The sequence below is a fragment of the Pseudomonas sp. KBN10P06128 genome (assembly GCF_037574945.1).
GTDB lineage: Bacteria > Pseudomonadota > Gammaproteobacteria > Pseudomonadales > Pseudomonadaceae > Pseudomonas > Pseudomonas aeruginosa.
The window spans coordinates 1,467,055-1,487,427 of sequence record NZ_JBBELR010000001.1 but is presented as its reverse complement, the minus strand read 5'-3'; the positions used below and the strand labels follow the sequence as shown (position 1 = coordinate 1,487,427).

Genomic DNA, 20,373 nt, shown 5'->3' with positions numbered 1-20,373 from the left:
AAGTCGTCTTGCATGAGGCGGCGCCGTGCTTGCCGGGCTTTGCATCCCTAGCCGGTCGAAGGGGCCGCTGGGGATAAAACTCGCAAGTTCCGGTGACAGATCGGGGAAAAAATCTCGGGAGCATCGAATTGTTTTCGCAGCCTTTCCTCGGGTGTTCGCAGGCTCTGCGCCGGGCCTTTTCGCGGGACCTGCGAGGTTCCGCGAGCGCCTCCCGGCGGCCGGCCCGCAACGGCCATGGCGCGCCCTCGGGGCAACCTCGCTGAAACATGCACCCGAGCCCTGGCGAGAGGCCACACGGGTTGATGACAGCGAGAGGAAGGCCTGCTTGCACAGGCCCCTCCCGTAGGGCGGATTACGCCAGCGGCGTTATCCGCCGATACCTCTCTTCGGAAGACTGCTGAGACGCCCCATCCCCACGGCGGATAACCGCGAGCGGTTAATCGCCCAGCACGGGAAGGGCTTGTTCAGGCACGGACTACTGGACCAGTTGGTTCATCTCGATGATCGGCATCAGCACCGCCATCACGATGGTCAGCACCACCCCGCCCATGACCACGATCATCAGCGGCTCGAGCAACGCGGTCATGCCCATGGCGCGGCGCTCGATGTCGCGCGACAGGGTCTGCGCCGCGCGGTCGAGCATCGGCGGCAGCGCACCGGTCTTCTCGCCGCTGGCGATCAGGTGGGTGAGGATCGGCGGGAACACCTGCCGCGTGCGCAGCGCCGAGGCCAGCGAGACACCTTCGCGAACCTGCGCGGTGGCCTCCTCCACCGCCTGCGCGAGGCAGTCGTTGGCCAGCGTCTGGCGCGCCGCATCGAGCGCGCGCAGCAGCGGTACGCCAGCGCTGCCGAGGATCGCCAGGGTGGAGGCGAAGCGCGCGGTATTCACCCCGAGCACGAAGCGTCCGAGCAGAGGCAGGCGCAGCACTCGCCGGTGCCAGCCGAGCCGCGCCTGCGGGTCGCGCAGGTACAAGCGCCAGCCCCAGTAAGCGCCACCGATGGCGCCGGCGCAGAGCCAGCCCCAGGCGCGCACGAAGTCGCTGGCCTGGAGCATCGCCCGGGTCAGCGCCGGCAGGTCCTGGCGCGCCTGGGAGAAGGCGCTGACCACCTGCGGCACCACGTAGCCGAGGAGGAAGATGACGATGCCGATGGAGACCACGCCGACCACCGCCGGGTAGATGAACGCGGTGAGGATCTTGCCGCGCAGGGCGTTGCGTTCCTCGATGTAGTCGGCCAGGCGCTCCATCACCTGGGCCAGGTCGCCGGACTCCTCGCCCGCCGCCACCAGCGCCCGGTAGATTTCCGGGAAGTCCCGCGGCCGTGCGGCAAGGGCGTCGGCCAGGCGCATGCCGCCGCGCACGTCGCTGCGCACGGCGCTCAGGGTCTGGGCGATGTGCTTGCGCTCGGCCTGGTCGAGGGTGGCGCTCAGCGCCGCCTCCAGCGGCAGGCTGGCGGCCAGCAGGCTGGCCAGCTGGCGGGTGGCCCAGGCCAGGTCGCCGTCGGACAGGCGCGGGGCGAACAGCGCGCCCGCCCCTTGCCCGGCCCCGCCGCCAGCCTGTTCGCGGACCTCCAGCGGGGTCAGGCCGCGGGCGCGCAGTTGGCCGAGGGCGCCACGCTGGCTGTCCGCCTCCAGGGTGCCGGTCTCGATCCGGCCCTGGGCGTCGGCTGCTTCGTAGCGGAAGGTCTGCATCAGGCGTCCCGGGTCACGCGGAGGATTTCCTCCAGGGTGGTGGAGCCGCTGGCGATCCAGCGCTCGCCGTCCTCGCGCATGCTGCGCATGCCGGCGGCGCGGGCGGCTTCGCGAAGATCCTGCTCGGCGCGGCCCTGGTGAACCAGGCGGCGGATCTCGTCGTCGATCACGAACAGTTCGTGGATGCCGGTGCGCCCGCTGTAGCCGGTCTGGTTGCAGGCCGGGCAGCCGACCGCGCGCCAGCCGCCGTCCTCTTCGACCCGGCAATGCGTGCACAGGCGCCGCACCAGGCGCTGGGCGAGTACGCCAAGCATCGACGAGGCGAGCAGGAACGGCTCGACGCCCATGTCCACCAGCCGCGTCACTGCCGACACCGCGTCGTTGGTGTGCAGCGTGGCCAGCACCAGGTGCCCGGTGAGCGAGGCCTGCACGGCGATCTGCGCGGTCTCCAGGTCGCGGATCTCGCCGATCATGATGATGTCCGGGTCCTGCCGGAGGATCGCCCGCAGGGCTACGGCGAAGGTCATGTCGATGCGCGCGTTGACCTGGATCTGGCTGATCCCCGGCAGGTCGTACTCCACCGGGTCCTCGACGGTGAGGATGTTGCTGGTGCTGGCGTCGAGCCGCGCCAGGGCGGCGTAGAGGGTGGTGGTCTTGCCGCTGCCGGTGGGCCCGGTGACCAGCACGATGCCGTGCGGCTGGCGGATCAGGTTGTCCAGCGGCGCCAGCACGCCCGGGGCCATGCCCAGGGTCTCCAGCCTCAGGCGCCCGGCCTGCTTGTCGAGCAGGCGCATCACCACCCGTTCGCCGTGGCCGGTGGGCACGGTGGAGACGCGAATGTCGATCGGCCGCCCGGCTACCCGCAAGGCGATGCGGCCATCCTGGGGCAGGCGTTTCTCGGCGATATCCAGCTGCGCCATGATCTTGATCCGCGACACCAGCGCCGCGTGCAGCGCCTTGCGCGGCGCGACCACGTCGCGCAGGGCGCCGTCGACGCGGTAGCGCACCACCGAATGGGTCTCGAAGGGCTCGATGTGGATGTCGCTGGCCTCATCGCGCGCCGCCTGGGTCAGCAGCGCGTTGATCATGCGGATCACTGGCGCGCCATCCTGGGTGTCGAGCAGGTCAGTGACCTCGGGGATATCGTCCATCAGGCGGTCGAGGTCGACCTCGCTCTCCGCCGCGCCGACCACCGCCGCGGCGCTGCCGGTATCGGAGTAGGCGCTGGCCAGCAGGGTGTCGAGTTCGTCGTCGAGGACGCTCTCCAGGCTGGCCAACTCATGCCGCTGGCGCACCTCGCTGATCGCCCAGCCGGGCGTGCGCGGGCTGACCAGCAGGGTCGCGCCATGCTCGCCCGGCCGCAGCAAGGCGCGCTGCGCCTTGGCCCAGGCGTAGGGCAGCAGGCTCATAGCGGCGCCGCCTCGCCCAGCGGTACCGCGCGCAGCGGCCGCGGGCTCGGGCGTAAGTCGTAGGCGGCCTGCGGGATGCCCTGCTGCGCCGGCGGCAGCACCGGAGCCTGCATGTCGCCGACGCTCCAGTCGTGGCGCGGCTGCACGCGCTGCTGGGCGCGGCGGATGAAGTCGTAGCGGTTGAGGGTGATGCTGCGCCCGGCGGCGGCGTCGCGGACGATGTAGGGACGCAGGAAGACCATCAGGTTGGTCTTGGTCCGCGAGCGCTTCTGGTAGCGGAACAGCGAGCCGACGCCGGGGAGGCTGGAGAGTCCGGGAACGCCGTCGGTGTTGTCCTGCACGTTGTCCTGCAACAGGCCGCCGAGGACCATGATCTGGCCGTCGTCGAGGAGGATGCTGGTATCGATCGCGCGCTTGTTGGTGACCACCCCGGCGGCGGTGCTGGCGCGCTCGTCGACGCTGCTGACCTCTTGGTAGACGTCGAGCTTGACCGTGCCGCCCTCGGAGATCTGCGGACGGATGTTCAGCTTCAGGCCGACGTCCTCGCGCTGGATGGTCTGGAACGGGTTGTTGCTGGTACCGCCGCCGTCGGTGACGTACTGGCCGCTGACGAAGGGTATGGTCTGGCCGACCATGATGCTCGCCGACTCGTTGTCCAGGGTCAGCAGGTTCGGGGTCGACAGGACGTTGGTGCCGCCGCGGCTCTTCAGCGCCCGGGCGAGCACCTTGAGGTCGAGGATCTTGCCGATCCCGGGGATGTCCACGGTGCCATCCACCAGGCCGATGTTGAGCCCCTTGGGCAACACGTCGATGGTGTTCTTGCCGGCCGTGTTCAGCGCCGACTGGCCGAAGTTGACCCCGCCGAACACGCCGTTGCCGCCGAGGTTGCCGGCCTGCCACTGGATGCCGAACTCGCTGGAGTCGTCTTCGCTGACCTCGACGATCAGGCTTTCGATCACCACCTGGGCGCGGCGCTGGTCGAGCAGGTCGATGACTTCGCGGAGGTTGCGGTACAACGGCTCGGGTGCGGAAATCAGCAGGGTGTTGGTGGTGGCGTCGGCCTGTACGGTGACCCCGCCGGCGGAGAACGCCGAGTTCTCCTCGCCCATCGCACCGGGTCCGGCGCCGCCCTGGCCGCTGCCCATCGCACCATAGGCGCCGCCGCTGCGGTTGCTGCCGCCCAACCCGCTGGAACCGCTGCCCGTGGTATTGCCGCTGCTCCCCAGGCCCTGGCTACCAGTACCGCTGTTGCCGCCACCGAGCATGCCGCCGCCGCTCAGGCGCGCGCGCTGCTGGTCGCCCTCGTTGCCCTCGCCGCCGCTGTCGCCGGTGATCAGCCCGCGCAGGGCCTGGGCCAGGCGGGTCGCCTGGGCGTTGCGCAAGTAGACCACATGGAGGTTGCCGGGATTGCTTTGCACGCTGTCCAGCTTGCCGATCAGGTCGCGCGCCAATTGCGTGCGCTCGGGGCTCGGCGAGCGGATCACGATGCTGTTGGAGCGTGGGTCGGCGAGCACCACGGTCTTCTGGCCCTGCTCGGCGCCGCCGCTGCCCTGGCTGTCGAGCAGTTCGGAGACGGTGCTGGCGATGTCCACCGCGATGCCGTTCTGGATCGGCACCACGTCGGTGTCGCTGGCGCTGGGGATGTCGATGCTGGCGATGATCCCGGCGACCCGGTCGAGGTTTTCCGCGTAGTCGGTGACCACCACGGTGTTGTTCCCCGGATAGGCATTGATCGGGTTGTTCTGCGCGACGATCGGGCGCAGTACCGGGATCAGGTTCACCGCGTTCTCGTAGCGCAGGCGGAAGGTCCGCGTGACCATGCCGTTGGCCGCCGGCCGGTCGGCGCCGTAGACCGGCCCGCCGAGCAGCTTGGCGTCGGCCTCCGGCACCACCTGGCTGACCCCGTCGACGTCGACCACGCTGAAGCCCTGCATGCGCAGGGCGCTGGTGAGCATGCGGTAGGCGGTGCGCGCCGGCACCTGGCCTTCGGAAACCAGGGTCAGCTTGCCCTTCACCCGCGGGTCGACCAGGAACTGCCGGCCGGTGGCGCGCGACAGCGCGCGCACCACCGCTTCCACCTCGGTATCGACGAAATTCAGGCTGACCGGCTGCTCGCCGAGTTCGGCCGCTGTCGCTGAGACCGGAGCCACGCCACCGGAGCGCGCTACGCCGCGCCCGGCACTCAGCGCGCGGCGGGCCTGCTCGGCCTGGGGCCGCTCGCGGACGTCGGCGCTGCGCAACGGCGCACCGGAGCGGACACTGCTCAGCGGCCGACCGACTTCCTCGTCGGCCGGGGGCACGCCGGGGACCTTCGGCGTCTCGCTACACGCCGCGACCAGTAGCGCGCCCAGCGCCACGCCCAGTACAGGCCAACGACGCCGGGCATGGTGGAAAGCTGATTGCCTCATGGGGAATCCTTGGGAGCGGAAGTCGACTGCAAATGGATCGAGGCGGACACCAGCCCGCCGGACAGCTCGTTCGAAGAGCCGGAGCGCTCCTCGGAAGGAGCGTCGAGACGCGTCACCTGCGCCTCGCTGACGCTCAGGCGCAACGCCGCCGGGCTGCGCGCCAGCCAGCGCAGCAAGGCCTCGCCGGACACGCTGGCGAAGTCCAGTTGCCATTGGCCCGGTTGCGGGGCGTCCAGTTGGAAACCGTCGAGTCCCTGATCGCGCAGGCTGCGACGGATCGCCTCGGCGTCCGCCGTACCGCTCAGGGTCGGACCGCGCAACGCCTCGACCTCGCGCAACACGCCGTCCACCGCCGCGGCCTGCGCACGCAGGCGCGGCAGCTCGGCTTGCCAATGCTCGATCCGCGCCAGCGGCGGATCGATGAACACTTGCCAGGCCAGCGCCAGGCATAGCGCCAGGCCACCGCCGGCGAGAATCTTGCGCTCGCGCGGCGCCAGTTGCCGCCAGTAGGCCTGCAGCCGCAGCAGCAGGGGACTCCAGCGCTGCGCCGGGGTATTCAGTAGGCCCGCCAGGCGCTTATTCATCTTCATCGGCAGCCGCCTCGGCAGTGCCACTGTCTGCCGCGCCAGCGGCCGGCGCTGGCGGCGCTTCCATGGCGCGCACCTGCCAGCCCTTGTCGGAGGCATCGGCCTGCAACCCGTGCTTGCCCAACTCGCCCTGCCAGGCAGCGGCATCGCCGCCTGGCGGTCCCGGCAGCAGCTCCAGGTCCAGTTCGCCGGCGTGGTAATCCAGTCGTTGCAGGCGTCCGGCGAGGAACGGCATCGCCTCGCCGGCGCCATGCAGCAGCGCGGCCAGCCCCGGTACGGCATCGCCATCGGCCTTGCCGGCCAGATAGGCGTCGCGTCGCTCGCGAGCCTGGCGCAGCGGATCGAGCACCACCGGCAGTTCCGGGAAGGCCTGCTGCACGCGTTGACTGCTCTGCCGTTGCAAGGACTGGCCCTGCCCGGCCAATTGCCCAGCGTACAGGTTCAGGCCGGCGACCCACACCAGCAAGGCCAGGGCTGCGCAGACCAGGGGCATCTTCCAGGTGCCGTTGCCGGCGCTCGTCGCCGGCGCTTTCAGCGCCAATCCCCACGGACTGGCGGGCCCGCTCCAGCGCAGCGCTTCGTCCAGCGCCTCGGCCCGCTCCAGGGCTGCGGAGCCCCACGCCGGTCGCTCGCCCAGCCAGAACAGTCGCAACTCCTGCGGGACCTCAGCGAGGCCCTGCTCCGGCAAGGGATGGACCGCAGCGTCGCTCAGCGAGCGGCGCAACAGCAGATGGCCGTCCCACTCGCCGGCCACCCAAGCGTCATCGCGCAACGGCAGGAGGAACGGCGCGGCCTGCACCTCCCGCACGTCGAGCCGCAGCCGCTGCACGGCCTGCTCCAGCGAGGCCAGCGCCGACGCCTCCAACCACCCCAAGGTCAGGCGCCCGTCGGCGCCGCGCGGGCCGTGGGCCAGGCGTAGCTGCGCCGGATCGCCGAGGACCAGCGCCTCGGCCGCGCAGTTCACCGCGGCGGCGAGCTTCGCCGCAGGCAGCGCCGGCAGTTCGAGACTGACCAGGCGGCAATCGCGCGGATGCAGGAACAGCGCCACCGGCAACCCCTGGCGTCGCCGCGCCAGTTCCGCGAGCGAGGCCTCGATTCGTTCCTGCACCGCGCCGCGCGCATCCAGGCGCAGGCAATGCAGCGGCGCCGCCTCGGCGAACTCGCTCAGCGGCGGCAGCAGGCAACGCCAGGTGGCTTTCATGAGCCCACCCTCACCCAGTTGACCGCCGTGCTTTCACCGGCCTTGCGCTGCACCAGGGCTTGCAGGCGCACCTCTTGCCGGTCGCGCCGAGCATAGGCGGTGAGCAGGAACCAGTCGCTGGTGATCCCGACCTTCACCGACTGCGCCTGCAATTGCGGCATGTTCAGGCGGTTGACGAAGTCGCCGCGATTGAGGAACCAGCGGCCCCGGTCGCGCTCGCCGAGCACCCGCCGCGCCTGGTCCAGCCCGAGGCCGGGGACACAGGCGGCGAGCACTTCGGCGCGCGCGGTGTTGCCGTTGATCCAGGTGGTTTCGGGCAGGATGGTGACGTAGGGCCGCAGGCGTTCCAGGGTCGCCGGCGGAATGCCGAGCCGGGCCAGGTCGTCGAGACGCCTGAGCGCCGGCATGCGCGCCGGAAGCGCACGCAACACGGCGCCCGGCGAAGTCTCGCGGCCGCTGTCGAAGCCTGCGGGTTGCGTCTCGGCCGGCGGCGCTTCGGCGGGCAGCCGTGCATAGGAATCGAGTACCCGCTCGACGATCAGCCGCGTCTCCTTCGGGCGCACGCCGAGCAGACCGGCGAGGCGTTCGAAGTTCGCTCGCTCCTGGAGATCGGGGCGCTGGTCGACCAACAGGTTGCGCAGGTTGAACTTGCCCTGCTCGTCTTCCAGTTGGCCGTTGAACGGCAATTCGGCGCTGCTCAGACGCAAGCCACGCATCGGTTGCGCCCAGCGCTGGTCGAGGCGGGTCAGCGGGTCGCGGCGGCTGTCCTCGAGCAGCAACTGGCGGCTCCATTCCAGGCCACCGCGCAGCATCCATCCGGCCTGGATGCGTAGCTGCTCGCTTTCCAGGGCGCGGATGAATGCGCTCTGGCGGGCGATCAGGCCGGCGGCTATGACCGCGACCACGGTGACGATCAGCAGCGCGCTGATGATCGCCATGCCGCGCTGGCGATGACCGTTCATGGCGCGTTCAGAGCTGCCAGGAGCCGATGTCGGCGTTGATGCCCTCGCCGCCCGGCTGCCCGTCGGCGCCGAGGGAGAACACGTCGATCTCGCCGTTCACGCCGGGATTCAGGTACTGGTAGGGCTTGCCCCAGGGGTCGTTGGGCAGGCGCTCCAGGTACGAGCGCCAGTTGCTCGCCGAGGCATCGGCAGGGCGCTCCGCGAGCACCTTCAAGCCCTGCGCCTGGCTCGGATAGCGGCCCTGGTCGAGGCGGTAGAGCTTGAGCGCCTGCATCAGCCCGGAGATGTCCTGGCGCGCCGCGGTGGCACGGGCCTGGTCGGGACGGTCGAGCACCTTGGGCACCACCATCGCGGCGAGGATGCCGAGGATCACCACCACCACCATGATCTCGATCAGGGTGAAGCCCCGCTGTCCCCGATGTCCTTTCGGGCTGGAGCTGAACTGCACGACATCCATCTCGACACTCCTCGGCATGGTTCGATTCGCCGCGGATTGTTTCAGGAAGATATGTCAACGATATTGAAAATCCTCGGGTGCGCCGCTCTTCCGGAGGCGCCCGCAAGGCCCTGGAGCCGGGCTTTCCGGCAGGCGCCGGGGATGGCTCGCGGGAGCGCCCTCCCGAGCTTTTGTCAGGGATCGGTCAGATTTCCCGGCTAGCCTGGAGGTCCCCTTTCGCCGACCTTCCCGCGATGTCCACGCGCCTGTCTTCCCGCGGTTTCACCCTGATCGAAGTGCTGGTCGCGCTGGCCATCGTCGCCATCGCCCTGGCCGCAGCGATCCGCGCGGTGGGCCTGATGACCGACGGCAACGGTCTGTTGCGCGACAAGTCGCTGGCCCTGCTGGCAGCGGAGAGCCGGCTCGCCGAGCTACGCCTGGGCGTCGGCGCGGCTCCGGGAAACAGCGATTTCGAATGCTCCCAGGGCCGCCTGCGGTTGTACTGCGAACAACGCGTCGAGGCCACCGACGACCCCGCGCTACTCTGGGTGGAAATCCGTGTGCGCACGCAGCGCGAACAGGCGGTGCCGCTGGCGCGCCTGAACACCCTGCTGAGCCGCTCCCGGTGATCTCAACCGCGCTTGAGGGTAGCCAGCGGCGGCGGTTCGGCGAGCCGCTGCATGGGCACCCGGCGAACCTCGCCGTTCTGCTCGATGAGCACCGCGTCGGCCTCGATCCGCCGCACCTTCGCCGCACGTGCCAGGACCTCGCCCTCGCGATAGGCCTGGGCCGGCGCGCCGTTCACCGAGAGGATGGCGATCGCCGCGGGACCACCGCTGATCAATCCCGCCAGTTGCACCTCGACCTCACCGGAAGGCGCCGCGAACCAGCGTTGAGCGGCGTCCTCGCCGCTGGGCGGCGGAACGTCGGCGACCTCGGCCTGGACCACGCCGGGAATCGGCGCCAGCAACAGATAGCCCCAGAACAGCAGGCCGGCGAGGATCGCCAGCACGGCGGCGAACTGGACCAGGCGGGGCGGATCGATACGGGGCATGGCCGGCATGGCGGGGCTCTCCTGGCGTATGGGCGACGGGCGCCACGAACGGCGCCCCGGCACCAGCCTAGCGCGGAATTCTCTCCGTTATGTTTCACACGCCGATCATCTTCGTCGGGCACTCTGGAAACCTCTCTCTTCGCGGAGCGGCATCCGGTGAGGCGACCCCGGCAAGGCGGTTTCACCCTGATCGAACTGATGGTGGTGCTGGTAATCGTCGGCATCGCCACGGCGGCCATCAGCCTGAGCGCCCGCCCCGACCCGACGGGTCTGCTGCGCCAGGATGCCGCGCGCCTGGCGCGGTTGCTGGAAATAGCCCAGGGCGAAGCACGGGTACGCGGTACGCCGATCCTCTGGCAGCCCAGCGCCAAGGGCTATCGCTTCAGCCCGCAGGCCTATCGCGGCAAGACCGACGCCTTCGCCGCCGACACCGAATTGCGCGCGCGCGACTGGCAGGCCGCGCCGCTGCGGGTCAGCGTGCGCCCGCCGCGGCCGGTGTTGCTGGACGTCGAATGGATCGGCGCGCCGTTGCGGATAACGCTCTCCGACGGCCAACACAGCGTCACCGTGCTGCGCGAGGCGAACGGCCATGTCCGGGTACACTGAACGCGCGACGACGCGGCGCCGGCAAGCCGGCTTCACCCTGATCGAGGTGATGGTCGCGATCATGCTCATGGCCATCGTCAGCCTGATGGCCTGGCGCGGCCTGGACAGCATCGCCCGGGCCAGCGCGCACCTGGAGGACAGCACCGAGCAGGGCGCCGCGCTACTGCGCGCGCTGAACCAGCTGGAGCGCGACATCGCCCTGCACAGCGCCATCCGGGAGGAGACCGGCCTGCCCATCGGCGACGAGCCGATCCGGGCCGGCGACAGCCTGCCGCCCGGACTCGCACTGAAGCGCCTGAGCGAGATCCCATTGCGCCTGGACATCGTCCGCGCCAGTACCGAGCCAGGCGCGCCGCTGCAGCGCGTGCGCTGGTGGCGACAGGGCAAGATCCTCTACCGCGCCGCCTCGCCCAGCGGCGACCGCCTGCCGTTGCCGCCGCTGGCGGAGCGGGTGGCTGTGCTGGACGACGTGAGTCGGTTCGAGATCCGTGCCTGGGTGCCGGGAAAGGGCTGGACGCGCCTGCCGGCACGCAGCAAAGTCCGCGCCAGCGGACTGGAGATCAGCCTGTCGCGGGTCACCCGCAACGGCGTGGAGCGCTATCGACGGGTGGTGGCCCTGCAATGAAGCGGTGGCTCAGCCGAGCAGCACCACCCCGCCCGGCAGGCGGGTGACCTCGATGCCATAGGCATCGCGGATCAGGGTCGCCACGTCGGCCAGTTGATCGAGGCTGAAACGGGCCTGGACCCGGCGTCGGCCAAGGGCCTTGTCCAGCAGCAGGAGCATGCCGGGACGGTAGCGGTTGATTTCGTCGATCACCGTGGCCAACGGTACGTCGTTGAACACCAGCATGCGCTCGCGCCAGGCCATCACCTCGGCAACGTCGAAAGGCACCGGCGGACCGTTGCGTCGCTCGTCGAAGGTCAGCTGCTGGCCGGCCTGGAGGTCCAGGCGCTGGCCGAGGTGTTCGAGCCGCACGCTGCCCTCCAGGCAGGTCACCACGCAGACGTCACCGCTGCTGCGCACGTTGAAGCGGGCCCGGCTGGCGCTCAGCCAGGCGCTCCCGGCCATCACCCGCAGGCTGCTCTGCGGCGGGTGGCTGGCGATGATCTCGGCCTCGCCGCCGAGCAGTTCGATGGTTTCCTGCTGCTCTTGATTGCGCCGCACGTTCAGGCGGGTGCGGGTGTTCATCTCGATCCGCGTCTCGCCGCTCACCTGCACCTGGCGTTGCTCGCCGACCGCCGTGACATAGTCGGCGCCGCCCAGGCCATGGTCGAGCAGCGACGGGCGCAAGACGAACAACGCCACCGAGGCGGCCAGCGCACCGCCGACGAACCAGCGACGACCGAAACGCCTCGGCGCGATCTGCGCCACGGCCGGCGGCTCCAGCGGCAGAGCGGCGGCACTGCCGAGTGCCTGCCAGAGATCGCGCGCCTCGACGAACGCTCGCAGGTGTTGCGGGCTGCGCGCACACCACTGGCGGAAGGCCCGCGCGTCGCCCTGGGTGACGCGTCCGGAGGTCAGGCTGATCACCCAGGCGTGCGCTTCGTGGCGAAGGTCGCCGGTTTCATCGGCGGCGGAGTCTGAGGCTGTCATGACTGTGCTGTACGGACACCGGAATGGCTCATGGGATGGATATGGCGGCGGTTTTCCACCTGCTTATGCTTATGACGGTTTTCCGGCCCCGGGACCGAACCTCTGGATGACTTTTCTTTCCAGGCGCTCCGCGCAGAACCACAGGGCGGCCTTGAGTTCCTTCTCCACGGTGCGGGTGGAAATGCCGAAGCGACGGGAGATTTCCGCATGCGGCGTCTCTTCCAGGCGCGAGGCGATGAGAATCTGCCGACGCCGCGCCGGCAGTTCGCAAAGCGCCTCCAGCAGGCGACGGATCTCGGCGTGACCGCCGACGATGCGCTCCGGGTCGAGGCCTTCGTCGGCCACCTGCAACAGCTCCGCCACCTCCTCCCCGGTGAGCAGGCGGGCGTCGCCCTCGCGGCGGTCGGCGGCAATGTTCAGGGCAATACGGAACAGGTAGGCCTGGGGCTTCTTGACCTCCAGGGCATCATCCAGCCGGTCGACTCTCAGGTAGGTTTCGTGCAGCACGTCGCACGCCAGGTCCTCGGAGCCCAGGCGCCGTTTCAGGCGCGCCTTGAAGTCGTCGTAGGAGGCGAGGAACAGCTTCACCATCGCGCTTTGCCGCGAATCGCTCATGACCCTCCCATTCCCTCCGTCAGCTTGCATTCCATGGCCTTGCCCGTCGTCTTCGGCAGCAACAGGATGGTCAGCGGCTGGGCCAGCGTAGCGGGCGTCGCCTGCATCACCCGCACGCCGCGCAGGCTTTCCACCAGGGCGCTGTCCCGCTGCGGGTCGCCGGTCGAGCCGAGCAGGCGACTGTGGCGAACCTCGCCGAAGCGACCGATCCAGAGTTGCAGCACCGCGCGATAGGTACCCGGACGAGTGCGCGGCGAGCGGCACAACTGTTCTTCCAGCGCCGCCTGGACCGCTCCCGCGTAGCGGCGATCCAGCGGCTGCTCGACCTTCGGCATCTCTGCCGGCAGCGGCGCAGCATTCCTGACGGCCTGCGCCGGCAGCAGGGTGAACGCTTCCTGGCTGGTGTAGCGCGCCATCAGGCCGGTTCCGCCGAGCAGTCGGGTCAGGGCGTCGCTGGCGGTGAAGCGCCCCTGCAAGCGGGCCGAGCGCCGTCCACGGGCCAGCTCGCCATCCACCAGAACCGCCATTCCCGTCACCCCGCTGTAGGTCACCAGCGCCGATGCCAGGCTCTGCGGAGGAATATCGAACGCGTGCACCGCCAGGCGCAACGGCGGCCTGCCGCCATCGCCCGGCACGGCGCCGGACGCCGGCAGCAGCATGCCGAGACCGAGCAACGACACTGCGCACGACCTTGCCACCCCGAGGATCGACATCAACGGATTCCAGTCCGAACTACCCGGTTCAGGCCAGATGGCCATCACCCAGGAGGGACATCCTGATGGCACTGTGTGACTGTGGTGTGACGGTACCTGCGGTGACATGTTTTCACCGATTGCCGTATAAGCGGGAAACCACCATCCCAGCGCGGGAGAATCGCCATGCACCGTTCATCGCAGGTTCTGCCGGCCCTGATCCTGGGCCTGGCCATGAACGCCACCCTGGCCGACGAGCCGACGCCGCCGGCGAACTGCATCAACACCGAGGTCAACGGCTACCAGGCTTTGTCCTATGAATGCCTGAGCCAGCAGATGACCGATCCTGACAGCGCGGCCAGGGCCCGCCGCGAACAGGAGCTGGATTCCGCCGCCATCGTCCGGCGTCCGCCAAACCAGCTCGGCCTGTACAACCAATCGGCGACGCGCATTCGCCTGGGCACCTCGTTCGGCAACTCAGTGGAAGCGCAGCGGCCGCCTCGCTAAGGGCCTCCGCAGGTCCGCGTTCCTGGCCGGCGGCGCAAGACAGAAAACCCCGGCAACCAGGCCGGGGCAATCGTCGTCGGCGAGGTTGGCCGCCGATCAATGGACAAGGAACGCCCTCAGGCGAAGGTGCGCTCCAGCAGGTCGCCGAAACGATTGAAGGCATCGCTGGCGCCCTTGGCGGCCAGGCGCTCTTCTTCCTCGTTCAGCTCGATGCCGTCGAGGATCGCCACGAAGCTCTTCCAGCCTTGCGCGCGGCCGCCTTCCGGCTCGGCCAGATGGCGGGCGCCGAAGTTCTCGTCGAGTTCGAGCGCGGCGGCTTTCTTGAACAGGAACGCAGCGCCCAGCTTCGAACCTTCGGAAACGAACAGCCAGCCCAGTGCCTCGGCCAGGCTCAGGTCGGCCTCGCGCACGCTCTGGTCGCCCTCCGGCACCGGATGGCCGAGGTCCGCCAGGTCTGCACGAGCGGCGTCGTCGCGGGCGCGGGAAGCCAGGCCGGGGAACAGGCGGGCCAGCGCTTCGTTGCGATAAAGCGGCTCCAGGTCATGCTGGAAGAGGTACTGGGCGGCGACGAAGCGGGCGAAATTGTCCCGGCTGGCGAAGGGTTCCTTGCTCTTCACCAGGCTCTCCAGGCGCTGGTGCGGCTCGTTGGTCAGCAGGTTGAGGCGTTGCGAACGCAGGTTTTGCCGAGTGGATTCAGGGGCCAGGGTATCCATAGGGGAATTCCTTTCGAGGGACGGAACGCACTGGGCCGACATAGCGTGCCCAGGATCAATAACGATTCTCAATTATATTCGTTATTGAATCTCAATGTCACAGGAAAGGATGCCGACCGACTGCCATTGACCAGAAAAGGACTACAGCAAATACTGTATTTACATACAGTGTTCGAGTTATTTCCTTGGCCTCCCTTTCATCCGTAGCCGACATCACCCCACCCGCAGCCGTCGCCGGACGAGGCAATGGCATAGCGCTGAGTGCTCTGCTCGACGCACGTAGGATCTGGAAAGGCCAGTCCGCCGTGCCGGCCGGCGCTTCCCTGCCCACCGGGCATGCGCGCCTGGACGCACTGCTGCCCGGCGGCGGTTGGCCGGAGCATGCCCTGAGCGAAATCCTCCATGCCCGCGACGGTGTCGGCGAACTGCAACTACTGATGCCGACCCTCGCTCGCCTGACCCAGGCGCAACGTCGCGTCGTACTGGTCGGCGCACCCTACGTACCCTATCCGCAGGCCTGGCTGGCCGCCGCGGTCGACCTGCGCCACCTGGTCCTCTTGCAGGCCAGCGGACGCGACGCCTTGTGGGCTGCCGAACAGTGCCTGCGCTCGGGCAGTTGCGCCGCTGTGCTGTGTTGGCCGCAACAGGCCGACGACCGCGCCCTGCGCCGCCTCCAGGTTGCCGCCGAAAGCGGTCAGGCCCTGGGTTTCGCCTATCGTCCCCTGCGCGAAGCGGTCAACCCTTCGCCGGCAGCGCTACGCCTATGCATCGAAACCCGCCCCCCACGCCTGCGCATCCTCAAGTGCCGGGGCGGCCTCGCGCCGGCGACCGCCCTGCCAGCCAGCGCCTGGCAATGAGGCGGCCATGCTCTGGGCTTGCATTCTCCTGCCGCAACTGGCCATGGACAGCGCGCTGCGTCAACGGAGCAATCCCGACGCACCGCTGGCGCTGCTCGGCGGCCCAGCGCAGCGCCGGCAGTTGCAGGCGGTCAACCCAGCGGCACGCGCGCTCGGCCTGAGGCCCGGTCAATCGCTGATCGCCGCCCAGGCCCTGAGCCGGGACTTCGCCACGGCGGAATACGACCTCGCCGCCGTGGAGCGCTGGCAGGCCTTCCTCGCCGCCTGGGCCTACGGTTTCAGCTCGCAGGTCAGCCTGCACTATCCGCGCGCGCTGCTGCTGGAAGTGCAGTCCAGCCTTGCCCTGTTCGGCCCCTGGCCACGCTTCGAGGCCCGCTTGCGCAAGGAACTCACGGCGCTGGGCTTCCGCCATCGCCTGTGCCTGGCGCCGAACCCGGTGGCGGCGAGGGTCCTGGCGAACAGCCACGACGGCCTGGCCATCGAGGACGAGACAGCGCTGCAACGCCAGTTGTCCGCCCTTCCGCTGGACCGCCTGGGACTCTCGCGGGAGCTGGCCGTCGCCCTCGGACGCATGGGACTGCGCCATCTGCGCCAGGTCCTCGAGTTGCCGCGCGCCGCCCTGGCCCGTCGCTTCCCGGCCGAACTGCTGTTGCACATCGACCGCCTCTGCGGCCGCAGCCCGCTGGCGCTGGAGCACTACCGGCCGCCGGACACCTTCGACCTGCGCATCGAACTCAATTTCGACGTGGAATCGCACCAGGCCCTGCTCTTCCCCCTGCGACGGCTGAGCGCCGATCTCGCCGCCTTTCTCGCCGGACGCGACAGCGGCGTGCAGCGCTTCACCCTGCATCTGGAGCATCACGGGCGCGCCGACAGCCAGGTCACGGTCGGCCTGCTCAGCGCCGAACGCGAGGCGGCCATGCTCTTCGAACTGACCCGCGGCCGTCTCGAACAGCTGCAACTGCCCGCCCCCGTGCATGCCGTGCGCCTGGAGGCCCGCGAGCTGCCTCCTTTCACGCCGCAGCACCGCGAACTGTTCGACGAGCGCCCACAGCAGTATCTCGGCTGGGAACAGTTGCGGGAACGCCTGCGCGCGCGGCTGGGCGACGAGGCGGTACAGGGCCTGAGCGCCGTCGCCGAACACCGTCCGGAGCGAAGCTGGCGGCCGCACAGCTGCGACAGGGCGCAATCGCCGGCAGCCTGCGGCCTCCGCCCCGGCTGGCTGCTGGCGGAGCCACGCCCCCTCGGCGAGGCCTTGCCCACCGTGCTGGCCGGCCCGGAGCGGATCGAGTCGGGCTGGTGGGATGGCGAAGACATCCGCCGCGACTATTATCTGGTGGAAACCCGCAGCGGACAACGTGCCTGGGTCTATCGCGAGGTCGGCAGCGAAGGGCCGCTGTGGCTGCATGGCTGGTTCGCATGAGCGCCTACGCCGAACTGCATTGCCTGTCCAACTTCAGTTTCCAGCGCGGCGCCTCCAGCGCCGCGGAACTCTTCGCCCGTGCAGCGCGCCTGGGCTATCGGGCCCTGGCGATCACCGACGAATGCAGCCTGGCCGGTATCGTGCGGGCCTGGCAGGCGGCGCGGGAGCATCAGGTACAACTGATCGTCGGCAGCGAAATCCGCCTCGAACAGGGGCCCAAGCTGGTCCTCCTGGCGGAGGACCTGGAGGGCTACCAGAACCTCTGTCGCCTCATCACCCGCGGCCGGCGACAAGCCGACAAGGGCCACTACCGGCTGCTGCGCGAAGACCTGCAACAGCCGCTCGCCGGCCTGTTGGCGATCTGGTTGCCGAACGACCATGAGGACGAGCAGGCTGCCTGGCTCCGCGAACGCTTCCCCCAGCGCCTTTGGCTGGGCGTCGAGTTGCATCGCGGCGCCGATGACGATGCCCGCCTGGACAAACTGCTCGCGCTCGCCTCGCATCTCCGGCTACCGCCCGTGGCCTGCGGCGACGTCCACATGCACGCCCGCGGCAGGCGAGCCCTGCAGGACTGCATGACAGCGATCCGCAACCATCTGCCGGTCAGCGAGGCCGGCGCCTATCTCTTCCCCAACGGGGAACGCCACCTGCGTACCCTGGAGGCCCTGCTGGGGATCTACCCGCAAGCCCTGCTGGCGGAAACCCTGAAGATCGCCGAACGCTGCCGGTTCGATCTGGAACAGCTGAAATACCAGTATCCACGCGAATTGGTACCGGCCGGACACGACCCGGCGTCATGGCTCCGCCATCTCACCGAACAGGGCATCGCCAGGCGCTGGCCGAACGGCGCGAGCGCCAAGGTCCGCAAGCAGATCGAGAGAGAACTCGAGCTGATCGCCGAACTGGGCTATGAAAGCTATTTCCTCACCGTGCAGGACATCGTCGCCTTCGCCCGGGGCCGAGAAATCCTTTGCCAGGGCCGCGGCTCGGCGGCCAATTCAGCAGTGTGCTTCGCCCTCGGCATCACTGAGTTGGACCCGGACCGGACCAACCTGCTGTTCGAGCGCTTCCTTTCCCGCGAGCGCAACGAACCACCGGACATCGACGTGGATTTCGAACACGAGCGCCGCGAGGAGGTCATCCAGTACGTTTTCACACGCTACGGACGCCAGCGCGCGGCGCTGACCGCGGTGGTCAGCACCTACCACGGCGCCGGCGCGGTGCGCGACGTAGCCAAGGCCCTGGGTCTGCCGCCCGAGCAGGTCGACGTCCTGGCCAACTGCTGCGGCCGCTGGAGCGACCAGGCCCCCAGCGCCGAACGCCTGGAAGAGGCCGGCTTCGATCCGCAGAGTCCGATCCTGCGCCGGGTGCTGGCCCTGACCGGCGAGTTGATCGGTTTTCCGCGCCACCTCTCGCAGCACCCCGGCGGCTTCGTCATCTCCGAGCAGCCATTGGACACCCTGGTCCCGGTGGAGAATGCGAGCATGGCCGAACGCACGGTGATCCAGTGGGACAAGGACGATCTCGACGCGGTCGGCCTGCTCAAGGTCGACGTCCTCGCCCTGGGCATGCTCAGCGCCCTGCGCCGCAGCTTCGACCTGATCCACGCGCTGCGCGGCGGCAAGCGGTTGAGCATCGCCAGTATCCCGAGCGAAGACCCGGCTACCTACGAAATGATCAGCCGCGCCGATACCATCGGCGTGTTCCAGATCGAGTCGCGCGCCCAGATGGCCATGCTGCCACGCCTGCGCCCGCAGAAGTTCTACGACCTGGTGATCCAGGTCGCCATCGTCCGCCCAGGGCCGATCCAGGGCGACATGGTGCATCCTTATCTGCGCCGGCGAAACGGAGAAGAGCCGGTGGCCTATCCGTCAGCCGAACTGGAGGAAGTCTTCGAACGAACCCTGGGCGTCCCGTTGTTCCAGGAACAGGTCATGGAACTGGCGATCGTCGCCGCCGACTACACACCGGGCGAGGCGGACGAACTGCGTCGCTCGATGGCCGCCTGGAAGCGTCATGGCGGCCTGGAACACCACCGCGAGCGGCTGACCCGGGGCATGCTCGCCAACGGCTACGAGGCCGACTTCGCAGCGCGCATCTTCGAGCAGATCAAAGGCTTCGGCAGCTACGGTTTCCCTGAATCCCACGCCGCCAGCTTCGCCCTGCTCACCTACGCCAGCAGTTGGCTGAAACGTCACGAGCCGGCGGCCTTCGCCTGCGCCTTGATAAACAGTTGGCCGATGGGCTTCTACAGCCCCGACCAGTTGCTCCAGGACGCCCGCCGCCACGCCCTGCAGACACGCCCGGTGGATGTCCGCCACAGCGGTTGGGATTGCAGCCTGGAGCCGTTCGGCCAGGCGCAACCGGCCATACGCCTTGGCCTGCGGATGATCCGAGGCTTTCGCGAGGAGGATGCCAGGCGTATCGAGCAGGTCCGGGAGGCCCAACCGTTCCTCGACGTGCACGATCTTGGCCGACGCGCCAGGCTCGACGCCCGGGCCCTGGAGTTGCTGGCCGATGCCGGCGCCCTGCGCGGTCTCGCCGGACACCGGCACAAGGCGCGCTGGGCCGTCGCCAGCGTCGAGCCGCAATTGCCGCTGTTCGCCGAAGGGACCGTCATCGAAGAGAGCACGGTCAGCCTGCCACTGCCTTCGCGCGGCGAGGAACTGCTGAGCGATTACGCTCTCCTCGGCACCACCCTCGGCCCGCATCCGCTGAAACTCTTGCGTGGAAAGCTCAAGGCCCGCCGCTGCCGCGACTCCCGCGAACTGGCGAAACTGGGACATGGGCGACCGATACGGGTCGCCGGCCTGGTGGTCGGCCGGCAGCGCCCACAGACCGCCAGCGGCATCACCTTCATCACCCTGGAAGACGAGTTCGGCATGGTCAACGTGGTGGTCCGACACGACCTTGCCGAACGGCAGAGGCGGCCATTCCTCGAGTCCCGGCTGCTGCAGGTGGAGGGCATCCTGGAGTCCTCCGGCGAGGTGCGCCACGTCATCGCCGGGCGCCTGCATGACCTGAGCCCTCTACTCACCGGCCTGGACGTCCGCAGCCGGGATTTCCATTGAGACAAAGAAAAAGGCAGCTCGAGAGACGAGCTGCCTTGGGATGGCCAACAGGGATGGCCACGAAGGGGGGAGCGCTCAAGATACTGTTTATTCATACAGTAAGTCAAGCGATTCCCTTCATCGGAAGCCACCTTTTGTCTTTCTCCTCGAAGCGAGGCTCTAACTCGCGGATCGGGATCGGTACGGCGAACGCAAGAGCGCCAGCGCCATGCGGATCCGCCCGGTCTCTCGCTACGCTAGACGCGAAAGAGGACATGCCAGGAGGGGTTCGGCAAGGTGAACAGGAAGCACGCCTTTTTCCGCGCGCAAAAGCAAAACCCCTGGTCATCGCTAACCAGGGGTTTTGGGATAGGAGCTTGACGATGACCTACTCTCACATGGGGAGACCCCACACTACCATCGGCGATGCGTCGTTTCACTTCTGAGTTCGGGAAGGGATCAGGTGGTTCCAACGCTCTATGATCGTCAAGCAATTCGGTTGGATATCCGTTCGCTTGGGCTTACGTTTATCCGAATTCAGGTATGTGATTTCAAGGTGTTTGCGGTTC

At 68.8% G+C, this 20,373-nt stretch carries 19 protein-coding genes and 1 rRNA gene; 7 read left to right on the top strand and 13 right to left on the bottom strand.

Annotation, left to right across the window (positions count from 1 at the left end; translation table 11 throughout):
• Window positions 1–475: 475 nt before the first annotated feature.
• Genes gspF through gspG form a run of 7 tightly spaced genes read right to left on the bottom strand, consistent with a single transcriptional unit; the run spans window position 476 to window position 8,714 of the window.
• Window positions 476–1,690: a type II secretion system inner membrane protein GspF gene (gene gspF / locus VQ065_RS06880; protein WP_022579875.1), complete on the bottom strand. Its 1,215-nt coding sequence runs from the start codon at window positions 1,688–1,690 to the stop codon at window positions 476–478.
• Window positions 1,690–3,099, bottom strand: a complete 1,410-nt coding sequence (gene gspE / locus VQ065_RS06875) for a type II secretion system ATPase GspE (protein ID WP_014603581.1) — start codon at window positions 3,097–3,099, stop codon at window positions 1,690–1,692. The genes gspF and gspE overlap by 1 nt, the downstream gene beginning before the upstream one ends.
• Window positions 3,096–5,507, bottom strand: a complete 2,412-nt coding sequence (gene gspD / locus VQ065_RS06870) for a type II secretion system secretin GspD (RefSeq protein WP_009315212.1) — start codon at window positions 5,505–5,507, stop codon at window positions 3,096–3,098. Before gspD ends, gspE begins: the two co-directional genes overlap by 4 nt.
• Window positions 5,504–6,097 carry a type II secretion system protein M gene (locus VQ065_RS06865; RefSeq protein WP_003085356.1) on the bottom strand — a complete coding sequence of 198 codons (594 nt, stop codon included), beginning with the start codon at window positions 6,095–6,097 and terminating at the stop codon, window positions 5,504–5,506. Before VQ065_RS06865 ends, gspD begins: the two co-directional genes overlap by 4 nt.
• Entirely contained in the window at window positions 6,084–7,295 is a 1,212-nt protein-coding gene (gene gspL / locus VQ065_RS06860; protein ID WP_003085354.1) for a type II secretion system protein GspL, read from the bottom strand. Before gspL ends, VQ065_RS06865 begins: the two co-directional genes overlap by 14 nt.
• A complete protein-coding gene (gene gspK / locus VQ065_RS06855) occupies window positions 7,292–8,257 on the bottom strand; it encodes a type II secretion system minor pseudopilin GspK (protein ID WP_003085351.1) in 966 nt (321 codons plus the stop codon). Before gspK ends, gspL begins: the two co-directional genes overlap by 4 nt.
• Before the next feature lie 7 nt (window positions 8,258–8,264).
• Window positions 8,265–8,714 (bottom strand): type II secretion system major pseudopilin GspG, encoded by a 450-nt coding sequence (gspG, locus tag VQ065_RS06850; RefSeq protein ID WP_003085349.1) that lies wholly within the window; start codon window positions 8,712–8,714, stop codon window positions 8,265–8,267.
• A gap of 233 nt (window positions 8,715–8,947) precedes the next feature.
• Here gspG and gspI point away from each other — a divergent pair, with 233 nt between their 5' ends.
• The gene (gspI, locus tag VQ065_RS06845; RefSeq protein ID WP_003085347.1) at window positions 8,948–9,322 is read left to right on the top strand and encodes a type II secretion system minor pseudopilin GspI; all 375 of its coding nucleotides are present in this window, start codon (window positions 8,948–8,950) and stop codon (window positions 9,320–9,322) included.
• A gap of 2 nt (window positions 9,323–9,324) precedes the next feature.
• Here the strand turns inward: gspI and VQ065_RS06840 are convergent, their stop codons facing one another.
• Entirely contained in the window at window positions 9,325–9,756 is a 432-nt protein-coding gene (locus VQ065_RS06840) for a type II secretion system protein N (RefSeq protein ID WP_003085345.1), read from the bottom strand.
• Between the two features lie 147 nt (window positions 9,757–9,903).
• On the opposite strand from VQ065_RS06840, the gene gspH reads away from it, so the two are divergent.
• Both gspH and VQ065_RS06830 read left to right on the top strand, forming a co-directional pair.
• Window positions 9,904–10,353 (top strand): type II secretion system minor pseudopilin GspH, encoded by a 450-nt coding sequence (gene gspH, locus VQ065_RS06835; protein WP_003085343.1) that lies wholly within the window; start codon window positions 9,904–9,906, stop codon window positions 10,351–10,353.
• Entirely contained in the window at window positions 10,337–10,978 is a 642-nt protein-coding gene (locus tag VQ065_RS06830; protein WP_003085334.1) for a PulJ/GspJ family protein, read from the top strand. The genes gspH and VQ065_RS06830 overlap by 17 nt, the downstream gene beginning before the upstream one ends.
• Window positions 10,979–10,987: 9 nt before the next feature.
• Here VQ065_RS06830 and vreR read toward each other — a convergent pair whose 3' ends face one another.
• The 3 genes from vreR to vreA form a co-directional block, all read right to left on the bottom strand.
• On the bottom strand, window positions 10,988–11,947 hold the full coding sequence (gene vreR / locus VQ065_RS06825; RefSeq protein WP_003106396.1) for an anti-sigma factor VreR: 960 nt from the start codon (window positions 11,945–11,947) through the stop codon (window positions 10,988–10,990).
• Window positions 11,948–12,016: 69 nt separating this feature from the next.
• Window positions 12,017–12,562 carry an RNA polymerase sigma factor VreI gene (gene vreI / locus VQ065_RS06820; RefSeq protein WP_003085329.1) on the bottom strand — a complete coding sequence of 182 codons (546 nt, stop codon included), beginning with the start codon at window positions 12,560–12,562 and terminating at the stop codon, window positions 12,017–12,019.
• Window positions 12,559–13,275 carry a TonB-dependent outer membrane receptor VreA gene (gene vreA / locus VQ065_RS06815; RefSeq protein ID WP_009315209.1) on the bottom strand — a complete coding sequence of 239 codons (717 nt, stop codon included), beginning with the start codon at window positions 13,273–13,275 and terminating at the stop codon, window positions 12,559–12,561. The genes vreI and vreA overlap by 4 nt, the downstream gene beginning before the upstream one ends.
• Before the next feature lie 165 nt (window positions 13,276–13,440).
• Between vreA and VQ065_RS06810 the strand changes: the two genes are divergently transcribed.
• Window positions 13,441–13,761, top strand: a complete 321-nt coding sequence (locus VQ065_RS06810; protein WP_003085325.1) for a hypothetical protein — start codon at window positions 13,441–13,443, stop codon at window positions 13,759–13,761.
• Window positions 13,762–13,877: 116 nt separating this feature from the next.
• On the opposite strand, the gene pigA is transcribed toward VQ065_RS06810, so the two are convergent.
• Window positions 13,878–14,474 (bottom strand): biliverdin-producing heme oxygenase PigA, encoded by a 597-nt coding sequence (gene pigA / locus VQ065_RS06805; protein ID WP_003085321.1) that lies wholly within the window; start codon window positions 14,472–14,474, stop codon window positions 13,878–13,880.
• A gap of 251 nt (window positions 14,475–14,725) precedes the next feature.
• Between pigA and imuA the strand changes: the two genes are divergently transcribed.
• Genes imuA through dnaE2 form a run of 3 tightly spaced genes read left to right on the top strand, consistent with a single transcriptional unit; the run spans window position 14,726 to window position 19,825 of the window.
• On the top strand, window positions 14,726–15,331 hold the full coding sequence (imuA, locus tag VQ065_RS06800; protein WP_031627677.1) for a translesion DNA synthesis-associated protein ImuA: 606 nt from the start codon (window positions 14,726–14,728) through the stop codon (window positions 15,329–15,331).
• 7 nt (window positions 15,332–15,338) lie between these two features.
• Window positions 15,339–16,754 (top strand): Y-family DNA polymerase, encoded by a 1,416-nt coding sequence (locus VQ065_RS06795; protein WP_003085289.1) that lies wholly within the window; start codon window positions 15,339–15,341, stop codon window positions 16,752–16,754.
• Window positions 16,730–19,825, top strand: coding sequence for an error-prone DNA polymerase (gene dnaE2 / locus VQ065_RS06790; RefSeq protein ID WP_023657756.1), 3,096 nt, complete (start codon window positions 16,730–16,732; stop codon window positions 19,823–19,825). The genes VQ065_RS06795 and dnaE2 overlap by 25 nt, the downstream gene beginning before the upstream one ends.
• A gap of 354 nt (window positions 19,826–20,179) precedes the next feature.
• Here dnaE2 and rrf read toward each other — a convergent pair.
• A 5S ribosomal RNA gene (gene rrf / locus VQ065_RS06785) occupies window positions 20,180–20,295 on the bottom strand.
• Window positions 20,296–20,373 lie beyond the last annotated feature (78 nt).